9 protein-coding genes are annotated in these 12,139 nt (G+C 65.3%); all 9 read left to right on the forward strand.

Features of this window, described 5'->3' with window-relative positions:
- Positions 1-46 precede the first annotated feature (46 nt).
- The 9 genes from DKK67_RS10550 to DKK67_RS10590 all read left to right on the forward strand — a co-directional run bounded on the left by DKK67_RS10550 (position 47) and on the right by DKK67_RS10590 (position 12,115).
- The gene (locus DKK67_RS10550) at positions 47-850 is read left to right on the forward strand and encodes an enoyl-CoA hydratase-related protein (RefSeq protein WP_111496302.1); all 804 of its coding nucleotides are present in this window, start codon (positions 47-49) and stop codon (positions 848-850) included.
- Positions 843-2,843: an acetyl-CoA carboxylase biotin carboxylase subunit gene (locus tag DKK67_RS10555; protein ID WP_111496303.1), complete on the forward strand. Its 2,001-nt coding sequence runs from the start codon at positions 843-845 to the stop codon at positions 2,841-2,843. The genes DKK67_RS10550 and DKK67_RS10555 overlap by 8 nt, the downstream gene beginning before the upstream one ends.
- A complete protein-coding gene (locus DKK67_RS10560; RefSeq protein ID WP_111496304.1) occupies positions 2,840-3,775 on the forward strand; it encodes a hydroxymethylglutaryl-CoA lyase in 936 nt (311 codons plus the stop codon). The genes DKK67_RS10555 and DKK67_RS10560 overlap by 4 nt, the downstream gene beginning before the upstream one ends.
- Before the next feature lie 42 nt (positions 3,776-3,817).
- On the forward strand, positions 3,818-5,791 hold the full coding sequence (locus DKK67_RS10565) for an acetoacetate--CoA ligase (protein WP_111496305.1): 1,974 nt from the start codon (positions 3,818-3,820) through the stop codon (positions 5,789-5,791).
- A 47-nt stretch (positions 5,792-5,838) separates the two neighbouring features.
- Entirely contained in the window at positions 5,839-7,242 is a 1,404-nt protein-coding gene (locus DKK67_RS10570) for a sigma-54 interaction domain-containing protein (RefSeq protein ID WP_111496306.1), read from the forward strand.
- 259 nt (positions 7,243-7,501) lie between these two features.
- A complete protein-coding gene (locus DKK67_RS10575; protein ID WP_228160571.1) occupies positions 7,502-8,551 on the forward strand; it encodes a TRAP transporter substrate-binding protein in 1,050 nt (349 codons plus the stop codon).
- An 89-nt stretch (positions 8,552-8,640) separates the two neighbouring features.
- A complete protein-coding gene (locus DKK67_RS10580; protein WP_111496859.1) occupies positions 8,641-9,234 on the forward strand; it encodes a TRAP transporter small permease subunit in 594 nt (197 codons plus the stop codon).
- Positions 9,221-10,576 carry a TRAP transporter large permease gene (locus DKK67_RS10585; RefSeq protein ID WP_111496307.1) on the forward strand — a complete coding sequence of 452 codons (1,356 nt, stop codon included), beginning with the start codon at positions 9,221-9,223 and terminating at the stop codon, positions 10,574-10,576. The genes DKK67_RS10580 and DKK67_RS10585 overlap by 14 nt, the downstream gene beginning before the upstream one ends.
- Positions 10,577-10,588: 12 nt before the next feature.
- Positions 10,589-12,115: an acyl CoA:acetate/3-ketoacid CoA transferase gene (locus DKK67_RS10590; RefSeq protein WP_111496308.1), complete on the forward strand. Its 1,527-nt coding sequence runs from the start codon at positions 10,589-10,591 to the stop codon at positions 12,113-12,115.
- Positions 12,116-12,139 lie beyond the last annotated feature (24 nt).

Below are 12,139 nucleotides of genomic sequence, written 5' to 3' on the forward strand. Positions count from 1 at the left end.
CCTGGGAACAAAAGGCCAGGAAACGAAAAGCCAGGAGATTTCCCCCATGAGCGAACCGATGGTACGCACCGAGACCGACGCCCGCGGCGTCACCCGCATCACCCTGGACCGACCGGACAAACGCAACGCCTTCGATAGCGACGTGATGGCGGCCCTCGCCGACGCCCTGGAACAAGCCGGCCGCGACGCCCGCTGCCGTGTCGTGATCCTTCAGGGCAGCGGCAAGCACTTTTCTGCCGGCGCCGATCTGGGCTACATGAAACAGACCGCCGCCCTGAGCCATGATGACAACGTGGCCGACGCCATGGCTCTCGCTGGCCTGATGCAGACCCTCGACCGCCTGCACAAGCCCACGATTGCCCGGGTCCAGGGGGCGGCATTTGGCGGCGCACTGGGCCTGATCTGCGCCTGTGACATCGCCATCGCCGGCGATAATGCCCGTTTCTGCCTCAGCGAGGCCCGCCTGGGCCTGGCACCGGCGGCCATCGCCCCCTATGTGGTGCGAGCCATGGGGCCGCGACAGGCCCGGCGCTATTTTCTGACCACCGAGGAGATCGCCGCCGAACGCGCCGCCGAGCTGGGCGTGGTGCACGAGGTGGTGCCACTGGAAGACCTGGACGAGACCGTCGAGCAGATAGCCGCCGGCCTGCTCAACAACGGCCCGGTTGCATTGGACGCCTGCAAGCGCCTGGTGGCGCGGACCCAGGAGGACGGCCCCGACGCCGCCCTGATCCGCTACACCGCCGAACTGATTGCCGGCCTGCGCACCGGCGACGAAGGTCAGGAAGGTTTGCAGGCTTTCCTGGACAAACGTCCGCCCACCTGGATCCGGGAGGCGTCCCATGACTGAGCAACCCATCCGTACTTTGCTGATCGCCAACCGTGGCGAGATCGCCCTGCGCATCATGCGCACCGCCCAGGCGATGGGCATCCGCTGCGTGGCGGTGTATTCCGACGCCGACCGCAATGCGCCCTTTGTACGCCAGGCCGATACCGCCGTTGCCATCGGCCCCGCGGCGGCCACCGAGAGCTACCTGAAAGTGGATCGCATCATGCAGGCGGCCCGGGACGAAGGCGCCGACGCGATCCATCCCGGCTACGGCTTCCTGTCCGAGAACACCCAACTGGCCGAACAGTGCGAGGCCCACGGGATCCATTTTATTGGTCCGCCGGCCTCCGCCATCGCCGCCATGGGCTCGAAAAGCGCCGCCAAGGCCCTCATTGCGGATGCCGGCGTGCCGCTGGTCCCGGGCTATCACGGCGACGACCAGTCCAGCGACCGCTTCCGCCAGGCTGCCGAGACCACCGGTTTTCCGCTGTTGATCAAGGCCAGCGCCGGGGGCGGTGGCAAGGGCATGCGCGTGGTGAGCGGGTATGATGAGCTGGACGAGGCCATCGAAGCGGCCAAGCGCGAGGCGCAGTCCAGTTTCGGCGACCCGCACCTGCTGATGGAGCGCTACCTGGAGAACCCGCGCCATGTGGAGGTCCAGGTGCTGTTCGATCGCCACGGCAAGGGACTGTACCTGTTTGATCGCGACTGCTCGGTGCAGCGCCGGCACCAGAAAATCATCGAGGAAGCTCCCGCACCGGGCATCCCGTCCGCCGTGCGCCAGGCGATGGGCGAAGCGGCGGTCCGCTGCGGACAGGCCATCGACTACGTGGGCGCCGGCACGGTCGAGTTCCTGTACGAACCGGGCGGCTATTTCTATTTCATGGAAATGAACACCCGCCTGCAGGTTGAGCACCCGGTGACCGAGATGATCGCCGGCCTGGATCTGGTGGAATGGCAGCTCCGGGTCGCCACCGGCGAGCCCCTGCCCTGGGCCCAGGACGAACTGCGCTGTCACGGTCATGCGCTGGAAGCGCGGGTCTACGCCGAGGATCCGGCCAACGGCTTCCTGCCCATGACCGGCCGTCTGCTGCACCTGCGCGAGCCGGCTCACCTGCCCCACGTGCGCGTGGATTCCGGCGTGGCCGAAGGGCTGGACATCACGCCCTGGTACGACCCCATGCTGGCCAAGGTGATCGCCTGGGGCGAGGATCGGGACAGCGCCCGCCGCCGCCTGATCGATGCGCTTGAACACTACGAAGTCCTGGGCGTCACCCTGAACACCGATTTTGTAGCCCGCGTCTTGCGCCACCGGGACTTTGCCGCGGCCGAGCTGACCACACACTTCATCGACGTCCACGAGTCCGAACTGCAGGCTCCCGACTTCAGCCTGGATGAGCAACTGGCCCTGAGCTGGCTCGCCTGGCAACAGGCCCAGCAGCGGCCGGATCGCGGTGATCCCTGGGACGCCCGTGACAGCTTCCGATTGGGCGGTCCGCGCCAGCAACCCTGTGAACTGCGGATTGGCGAACAGGACGCCACGCTGCGCTACACCGTGGATGGCGCCGATCGGGCGCGGATCGACCTGCCCGAGCGCAACGCCCCGATTCGATTGCAGTGGCGTGCGCGCAACGGCGACCCGGCGCTGGACGCTACCCTGAATGGTCGCACCGTGCGCCTCGCCTGGGCCAGCCACGGCGAGAAACTGGGGGTCTTCGCCGGCAGCGCCGACTGGACGGCCCTGGTCAATCACCCCGAAGAGCAGGCGGATCAGGCCGCCGACAGCGGCCACCTGACGGCTCCCATGCACGGGCGTATCATCGCGGTGAACTGCGCCGCCGGAGATCAGGTCGAAGCAGGACAGACCCTGCTGGTCATGGAGGCCATGAAAATGGAACACAGTCTCAAGGCTCCGTGCGCCGGCCGCATCCAGACGGTAGAAGGCGCCGAGGGCGACAGCGTGGCCGCCGGGCAGCTGTTGATCCAGTTCGACGCCGGGGAGGACGCCGCATGAACGCCGATAGCACACACCGCGACAAGGTCACGCTTGTGGAAGTGGGCCTGCGCGACGGGCTCCAGAACGAAGCCATACCTGTCTCGGCGGAGGACCGCTCGCGCTGGTTCAACGGCCTGGCGGATGCGGGCCTGCGCCGTATCGAGGCGGGCAGCTTCGTCTCGCCCAAGTGGGTGCCGCAGATGGCCAACACCGAGCAGGTGATGGCGGGCATCCAGCGGCGGGACGAGGTTTCAGCCGAGGTTTTGGTGCCCAACAGCCAGGGTCTGGAAAGCGCCCTGGCCTGCAATGCGGATGTGATCGCGGTATTCACCGCCGCCTCGGAGAGCTTCAACCGCAAGAACATCAATTGTTCCATCGCCGAGAGTATCGCCCGCTTCCAGCCGGTGGTCGCCGGAGCCCACGATGCCGGCAAGCGGGTGCGAGCCTACGTATCCTGCGTGGTGGGCTGCCCCTACGAGGGGCCGATCGCTCCGGCCCAGGTCGCCGACGTGGTGACGCAGCTGCTGGAGCTGGGTGCCGACGAGGTCTCCCTGGGCGACACCATTGGCGTGGCCCGCCCGCGGGAGATCCACGCCCTGCTGGACGCTGTCTTGCCGCTGGTCGAGACCGACCGCCTGGCGCTGCACTGCCATGACACCCGCGGCCAGGCCCTCGCCAACATCTACGCCGCCCTGGAGCGCGGCATCCGCACCTTCGACAGTGCCGTCGCCGGTCTCGGCGGCTGCCCCTACGCCCGGGGCGCCACCGGCAATGTCGCCACCGAGGATGTGCTTTACTTGCTGCAGGGCGAGGGATTCGAGACCGGCGTGGACCTGCAGGCGGTGGCGCGTATCGGCGAAACCATCTGCCGGACGCTGGACCGCCCCAATCCCTCCCGGGTGGGCCGGGCCCTGGCCGCCGCCCGCGATGATTCGGCCGATCCACAATAGACACAGAACAAGACGACGCACCACAGTGAAAGGACGTAACGCATGACCCAACCGCCCCTCTGGCAACCCAGCCCTGCGCGCCGTGCCGCCACTTGCATGACCCGGTTCGAGGAGCGCCTGAGGCGCCAGTTTCCCGATATCGATGCCGGCTACGAAGGGTTGCACCGGTGGAGCGTCGACAACGACACCCGCTTTTGGGAGGAGCTGGTGGAGGAGTACGGGGTGCTTGCCGACTGGGACGGCCCGCCCGTCGAAATCGACGCCGAGGTGGTGGGCCGCCGCTTCTTTCCCCAGGCGCGGCTGAATTTCGCGGAGAACCTGCTGGCCCGGGGCAACCCGGACGCCGTCGCCCTCATCGAGCACCGGGAAGACGGCCGGCGCCGCATCGTCACCTTTGCCGATCTACGGCATCGCTCCCAGGCGTTGGCCGCCACGCTGAAGCAGCAGGGCGTCGGTCCCGGCGACCGGGTGGCGGGGTTTGTGCCCAACGGCATTGAAGCGGTCTCGGGCATGCTGGCCACCAGCCAGCTGGGCGCGGTGTGGTCCTCCTGTTCGCCGGATTTCGGCCTCAACGGCGTGATCGACCGTTTCGGCCAGATCGAACCCAAAGTCCTCATCGCCATCAACGGCTACACCTACAACGGCAAGACCATCGACACCCGGCAGCGGGTGGCGGACATCGTCGAATCCCTGCCATCATTGGCCCGCCTGATCCGCATCGACAACCACGACGACTGCCCCTGGCCAGCGGAGATCGGCGGCCTGGGCTGGGCCGAGGCGCTGGAAGCCGCCCCCGAGTGCCATTACGCGCGCCTGCCGTTCAACTCGCCGCTGTACATTCTCTATTCCTCCGGCACGACCGGCGTGCCCAAGTGCATCGTCCATGGCATCGGCGGCACCCTGCTCCAACACATCAAGGAGCTGGCCCTGCACACCGACCTGCGCGCCGGCGACCGGCTGTTCTACTACACCACCTGCGGCTGGATGATGTGGAACTGGCTGATCAGCGGTCTGGCGCTCGGCGCAACCCTGGTGCTGTTCGACGGTTCTCCTTTCTCGCCGTTGCCCGAGGTTCTTTGGGACATCGCCGAGCGCGAGCAGATCCGGATCTTCGGCGCCAGCGCCAAGTACTACGCCGCCTGCGAGAAAGCCGGACTCAAACCCCGGCAAAGTCACAATCTCGACGCGCTCGACGCCCTGCTCTCCACCGGCAGCCCGCTGGCCCACGAGAGCTTCGACTACCTGTACCGGGACGTGAAGGCGGATGTCTGCGTGTCCAGCATTTCCGGCGGCACCGACATTGTGTCCTGCTTCGCCCTGGGCAATCCGACCCTGCCGGTCTACCGCGGCGAACTGCAGTGCCTGGGCCTGGCCATGGACGTGACCTTCGTGGATGACGACGGCCAGGCCCTGCCCCAGGGCAAGGGCGAACTGGTGTGTCGCAACGCCTTTCCATCCATGCCTGTGAGCTTCTGGAACGATCCCGACAACGCCCGCTTCCGGGACGCCTATTTCAGCCGTTTCGAGGGCCTTTGGGCCCACGGCGACTACGGCGAGATCGTCCCGCATACGGCCACGTCGACGACGCCGGAACAGCGTGGCGTGATTATCCACGGTCGTTCCGACGCCACACTGAACCCGGGCGGCGTCCGGATCGGGACGGCGGAGATCTACCGGCAAGTGGAGAAAGTGGACGCCGTGCTGGAAGCCCTGGCTATTGGCCAGAACTGGGACGACGACGTCCGGGTGGTCCTGTTTGTTCGCCTGAGAGACGGCATCACCCTCGACGACGACCTGCGTCAGACCATTTGCCAGACCATTCGGAGCAACACCACGCCCCGACACGTTCCAGCGCGGATCGTGCAGGTTCCCGACATTCCCCGCACCATTAGCGGTAAAATCGTGGAATTGGCAGTGCGCAACGTGGTCCACGGCGAAGCAGTCCGTAACAAGGATGCTCTGGCCAATCCCGACGCCTTGGCCTATTTTGAAGACTTGCCTGAACTCCAACAATAAGACTCAGGGTCGCCCCGTCGCCGCGCGGGCGGCCGCCAGGGATTGCCATGACCCGAACCTCCGGATTCACCGAGAAAGAACTCGCCGATCTGTCTGAAAGCCCCCTGCTTGCCCTGCTCGATCACATCTGTGAGGGCAGCCTGATTGTCGACGACCATGCCCACGTGCTGTGGATCAGCGACAAGTACCGGGACATCCTGGGCCTGGAACGGGATCTGCCCGTGCGCGGCACGTCTGTGGAAGAATTGATTCCCAACAGCATGATGCGTCAGGTGGTCCGCGACGGACAGCCGATACTGCTGGATCTTTTGCGTGTTCGCACCACCTGGATGGTGGTGACCCGCATCCCTATCCGCGACCAGTCGGAGCGCGTGATCGGCGGCATCGGCTTCGTGTTCTACAAGGACATGGATTACCTCAAGGCCTTCGTCGAGAAATACGGCCGGCTGCGGGGCGTACCGAGCACGGCCGAGCGTCAGCTCGCCAGCCTGCGTGATACCAAGTACACGTTTGCCGACTTCCTGGGCCAGAGCGAACCCGTAGAACAGCTGCTGCAACGCGCCCGACGCGCCTCGGAGCTGGACACCACGGTCCTGCTGCTGGGCGAGACCGGCACGGGCAAAGAGGTGCTGGCCCACGCCATCCACCACGCCTCGGTACGCGCCGAGCGGCCGTTTGTCGGCATCAACATGGCCGCGGTGCCCGATAACCTGATGGAAGCCGAGTTCTTCGGCGTTGCGCCGGGCGCCTACACCGGCGCCGACCGCAAGGGGCGCAAGGGCAAGCTGCAACTGGCGGACAAGGGAACGCTGTTCCTGGACGAGGTGGGCGACCTGCCGCCCAACCTGCAGAGCAAGCTGCTGCGCGTGTTGCAGGAGCAGGAATTCGAGGCGCTGGGATCGAACGAGGTCATCCGCGTGGACGTGCGCATCATCGCCGCCACCAGTAAGGACCTGAAAGCCATGGTGGATGCCGGTGACTTCCGTGCCGACCTCTATTACCGGCTCAATGTGCTGCCGATCGTGGTCCCACCACTGCGCGAGCGCATCGATGACATCGAACTGCTGGCCAACAGCATGATCGAACACATCGCCCGGGGGTTGGGCATGTCCCGCAAGTGGCTCAGCGAGAGCGCGCTGGCCTACCTGCAGGATCACGGTTGGCCCGGCAACGTCCGGGAGTTGCGCAACACCCTGGAGCGCACCTTCATCTTCGCCAAGGGCACCACCCTCGACGCCGAGGACTTCCTGCCGCCGTCACCAGAGCGTGAGCCCGAGCGTCAGCGCCCGGACCAGCGCATCGAACCCCTGCACGAAACCGTGGCCCGCGCCGAACGGGAATCCATCCTCAAGGCACTCGAAGCCGCTGACAACAACCGCTCCCAGGCAGCGCGCCTGCTTGGCATCTCGCGCGCCAACCTTTACGAAAAAATGGCCCGGCACAGCTTGTGACCAAGACTGTCCGGAATTCCGGACATCGTCTGAAATTCCGGACAGTGCTTTGGCGATATTTCCGGCCGTTTCCCGCCTTCAGCGCCATCATTGTGTCTTGGAATTCAGACAGCGCGCTCTTCCCAGATTCCCAAGGAACTTTTATCTATTTGTTTTCTATGTATTTTAATTTCCTGGCACAGGGTTTGTTTCGAACTAGATGCAGCTTCTCATCTGCAACGACAACAACAATACCGAGGTACAAACAATGACAAAGCCAATGAAAACCCTCGCCTACCTGTCCGCCTGCGGCCTGGCCACGGCGCTGGCCGCCGCCCCCGCGCTGGGTGCGGACAAGATCCGCTGGAAAATGCAGGCCGCCTACGGCAGCAATCTGCCAGCACTCGGTGACACCATTCCGGGCGTTCTCGAAGACCTCAGCGAAGCCACGGATAACCGTGTCATCATCAAGCACTTCGAACCCAACAAACTGGTTCCCACCCTGAACATCACCGATGCGGTGCGAACCGGCAAACTCGAAGCCGGCTACACCTGGATCGGTTACGACCAAGGCAAGATTCCGTCGTCCGTGCTGTTCTCGGCGGTGCCGTTTGGCATGGAGCCCTGGGAGTACATGGCCTGGTGGTACGATGGTGAAGGTCAGGAGCTGGCCGAAGAAATCTACCACAAGAACAACGTGCATCCGGTCCTGTGCGGCCTGACCGGGCCGGAGACCGGAGGCTGGTTCAACAAGGAGATCAAGACGCTCGACGACATCGACGGCCTCAAGATCCGCTACGCCGGCATCGGCGGCCGCATCCTGCAGGAACTGGGCGCCTCGGTCACCGTGCTGCCCGGCGGTGAAATTTTCCAGGCCCTCGAGAAAGGCGCCATCGACGCATCCGAGTTCTCCCTGCCCACCGTCGACAAGCAACTGGGCTTCTACGAAGTCGCCAAGTACAACTACTTCCCCGGCTGGCACCAGCCATTCGCCGCGTTCCACCTGATCATCAACAAGGAAAAATGGGACGCCATCAGCGATGCCGACAAGAAGCTGATCGACCTGACCTGTCAGGCCGGCGTCACCCGCAACCTGGCCCGCAGCGAGGCCTTCCAGGGGGAAGCCATCGAGTTCCTGGAAGATCAGGGCGCCCAGACCCGCAAACTGCCGGAGCCCATCCTGCGCGAGCTGGAAGAGGTCACCAACCAGGTGCTGCAAAGCGAAGCCGACAAGGACGAGGATTTTGCCCGCGTTCTGAAGAGCCAGAAGGCCTTCGAGGAACAGTACGAGCGCTGGCAGGACCTCGGCTACCTGCCCCGGGATTTCTGATTCCGGTCTGAACGTCGGGTGCGGCACAACGCCGTACCCAGTCACGCTGGCCCGCCGGGGCCAGCCGTTCCAGCTTTGCGGAGATTAGCATGACCGTTTCCATCGATGCGGCCGGGCCGGACCTCGAGCCCGCGCCGCAGGGGTTGACCCGCGACCGCCTGCCCCACACCCCGATTTCCCGTGTCCTGGACGGCACCATCCAGTGGGTCGGTGACCTGAGCAGCTGGCTCTGGCCGATCCTGATGCTGGTGATCATCGTCAACGTGGTGTCCCGATACGTGTTTGCCCAGGGCTTCATCGAGCTGGAGGAGTTGCAGTGGCACCTGTATTCCGCCGGGTTTCTGATCGCCCTGTCCTACGCCCTGCTGCGTGACAACCACGTACGCGTCGACCTGTTTCGCGAGCGACTCAGCTTCCGCACCCAGGCGTGGGTCGAGCTGCTGGGCATCATCCTGCTACTGGGGCCGTTCATCGGCATGCTGCTGTACTACGCCGTGCCCTACGTGGTCGACTCATGGACCATGAACGAGGCCTCCAGCGCGCCCGGCGGGCTCAGCCAGCGCTGGATCGTCAAGAGCGCCCTCCCTATCGGCCTCGGTTTGCTGATCATCGCGGCTTTCTCGCGCCTGACCCGCCTGCTCGCCTTCCTGTTCGGTTCGGAGGTGCGTCATGGAAATGAATGAAATCCTGGCCATCGGCATGTTCGTGGTGTTCATCGGCCTGATCTTCACCGGCTTCCCCATCGCCTGGGTACTGGGTGGCGTCGCCATCGGCTTCACCGGTCTGGCAATGATGTCGGATGCTTTTCTGGACACCTTTATCGCCATCGACTGGACATACATTTCCCTGTCCATCGAGCGCATCTGGGGCACCATGAGCAGCTGGGTACTGGTCGCCATTCCCATGTTCGTGTTCATGGGCCAGATGCTGGACCGCTCCGGCATGGCGGAAAAGCTGATGCTCAACGTCTCGCGCTTGTTCGGGCGCCTGAACGGCGGCACCGCCATCGCGGTGGTGATCATCGGCCTGCTGCTCGCCGCCTCCACCGGCATCGTTGGCGCCTCGGTGGCCCTGCTGACCCTGCTCGCCGTGCCGGTGATGCTCAAGCGCCATTACCAGCCGTCCCTCGCCGTCGGTACGGTATGCGCCGTCGGGACCCTGGGCATCCTGATGCCACCGTCGATCATGCTGGTGATGATGGCCGACCAACTGGCCATGTCGGTGGGCGACCTGTTCATGGGTGCAGTCTTCCCCAGCGCCCTGCTGGGCGTGGTGTTCGTGCTCTACATCGTGATCCGCGGCTGGCTGCATCCGGACGCCGCACCGGCCGGCCACGACGCCGAACCGGTGACCCTGAGGGTGATTCTCGACGCGGTCCTCTCCATCCTGCCGCCGGCCCTGCTGATCCTGGCGGTGCTGGGCAGCATTTTCGCCGGAATCGCCACGCCCACCGAGGCCTCCGGTGTCGGGGCCTTTGGCGCGACCTTGCTGGCCCTGGCGAACAAGCGGCTCAACCTGACCGTGCTGCGGGACGTCTGCCGCGAGACCAGCCAGACCACCGCGTTCATCTTCGCCCTGCTGATCGGCGCCACGGCGTTCTCGCTGGTGCTGCGCGGGCTGGGTGGCGACGAGATGATCGCCGGAGCCCTGCACAGCCTGCCGTTCGGCCCCCACGGCGTGGTCATCTGCATCCTGCTGCTGACCTTCCTGCTGGGCTTCGTGCTGGACTGGATCGAAATCACCCTGATCATCCTGCCGCTGGTGGCCCCGGTGATCCACGCGCTGGGTTTCGACATCGTCTGGTTCACCGTGCTGTTTGCGGTCTGCCTGCAGACCTCCTTCCTGACACCGCCGGTCGGCTTCTCCCTGTTCTACTGCAAGGGCGTGGCGCCGCCATCAATCGGCGTGAAGACCCTCTACAAGGGCGTGACCCCGTTCATCCTGCTGCAGGTGACGGTGCTGGCGATCATCTTCCTGTGGCCGGCCCTGGTGACCTGGCTGCCAGCTCAGGCCTATGGCGGATAAGAGGAGGCGACTATGACCGATTCAAAACTGATCTCCGCCGAACAGGCCGCCGCCCTGGTGCCGGAAAACGCCACCCTGGCAACCGGTGGCTTCGTCGGCATCGGCTTTCCCGAATCCCTGGCCCGGGCCCTGGAAGACCGTTTCCTGGCCGAGCAGGCCCCCAACGGCCTGACGCTGGTCTACGCCGCCGGCCAGGGCGACGGCAAGGAGCGCGGCCTCAACCACCTGGCCCACGAAGGGCTGGTACGGCGTGTTATCGGCGGCCACTGGGGGCTCGTCCCCAAACTGGGGGCCCTGGCCTGTAACAACCGCATCGAGGCCTACAACCTGCCCCAGGGCGTCATCGCCCAGCTCTACCGGGACATCGCCGCCGGCAAACCCGGCATGCTGACTCACGTGGGGCTGCACTCCTTCGTGGATCCCCGCCACGGCGGCGGTCGCATGAACGACCGCACCCAGGAAGACCTGGTGGACGTGATGACGGTGCGCGGACGGGAATACCTGTTCTACACCACCTTCCCGATCAACGTGGCCTTCCTGCGCGGTACCACCGCCGACGCCCGGGGCAACATCACCACCGAGCACGAGGCGCTGCCGCTGGAGAGCCTGGCCATCGCCCAGGCAGTGCACAACTCCGGCGGCAAGGTGTTCGTCCAGGTGGAGCGGCTGACCGAACGCCACCAGCTGCATCCCGAGCGGGTGCACATTCCCGGCATTCTGGTCGATCACGTCATCCTCGCCGAGCCCGCCGAGCACATGCAGACCTTCGCCGAGCCCTACAATCCCGCCTACACCAGCGAAATCCGGTTGCCGGCGCTGCAGGGCGGCGAGCCGCTGTCGATCCGCAAGCTGATCGGCCGGCGTGCGGCGGAGCACTTGTTGCCCGGCGCCATCGTCAACCTGGGCATCGGCATGCCGGAAACCGTGGCGGAAGTGGCGGCGGACAAGGGACTACTGGATCGAATCACACTGACCATTGAACCCGGCGCCATCGGGGGCCGCCCCGCCGGCGGACTCAGCTTCGGGGCCGCGGCCAACGCCGAGGCAGTGATCGACCAGCCGGCCCAGTTCGACTTCTACGACGGCGGCGGGCTGGATCAGGCCTATCTGGGCATGGCGCAGGTGGATCGCTTCGGCAACGTCAATGTCAGCCGTTTCGGCTCGCGACTGTCGGGCGCCGGCGGCTTCATCAACATCAGCCAGAACGCGCGGGAAGTGTTCTTTATGGGGACCTTCGAGGCCGGCAAGCAGGACGTGGCCATCCAGGAAGGCGGCCTGGCCATTCGCCAGAGTGGTACGGGACGCAAGTTCGTGGCCGACGTGGAACACATGACCTTCAACGGACGCTACGCCCTGGAACGGGGGCAGCGGGTGTTCTACATCACCGAGCGCTGCGTGTTCCAGCTCACCGAGAACGGCCTTGAGCTGATCGAGATCGCGCCGGGGCTGGACCTGGACCGGGATATCCTGGCGTACATGGACTTCCGGCCGGCGATCTCCAGCCGCCTGCACGTCACCGACGCGGCACTGTACCGTTAGCTTTATTCAGGCAAACAAAAAGGG

Source organism: Marinobacter bohaiensis (genome assembly GCF_003258515.1).
Lineage (GTDB): Bacteria > Pseudomonadota > Gammaproteobacteria > Pseudomonadales > Oleiphilaceae > Marinobacter_A > Marinobacter_A bohaiensis.

What these genes read in the sequence shown, in the direction of transcription:
- DKK67_RS10550 (WP_111496302.1), top strand. Translation starts at nt 47, where the DNA reads ATGAGCGAACCGATGGTACGCACCGAGACCGACGCCCGCGGCGTCACC.
- DKK67_RS10555 (WP_111496303.1), top strand. Translation starts at nt 843, where the DNA reads ATGACTGAGCAACCCATCCGTACTTTGCTGATCGCCAACCGTGGCGAG.
- DKK67_RS10560 (WP_111496304.1), top strand. Translation starts at nt 2,840, where the DNA reads ATGAACGCCGATAGCACACACCGCGACAAGGTCACGCTTGTGGAAGTG.
- DKK67_RS10565 (WP_111496305.1), top strand. Translation starts at nt 3,818, where the DNA reads ATGACCCAACCGCCCCTCTGGCAACCCAGCCCTGCGCGCCGTGCCGCC.
- DKK67_RS10570 (WP_111496306.1), top strand. Translation starts at nt 5,839, where the DNA reads ATGACCCGAACCTCCGGATTCACCGAGAAAGAACTCGCCGATCTGTCT.
- DKK67_RS10575 (WP_228160571.1), top strand. Translation starts at nt 7,502, where the DNA reads ATGAAAACCCTCGCCTACCTGTCCGCCTGCGGCCTGGCCACGGCGCTG.
- DKK67_RS10580 (WP_111496859.1), top strand. Translation starts at nt 8,641, where the DNA reads ATGACCGTTTCCATCGATGCGGCCGGGCCGGACCTCGAGCCCGCGCCG.
- DKK67_RS10585 (WP_111496307.1), top strand. Translation starts at nt 9,221, where the DNA reads ATGGAAATGAATGAAATCCTGGCCATCGGCATGTTCGTGGTGTTCATC.
- DKK67_RS10590 (WP_111496308.1), top strand. Translation starts at nt 10,589, where the DNA reads ATGACCGATTCAAAACTGATCTCCGCCGAACAGGCCGCCGCCCTGGTG.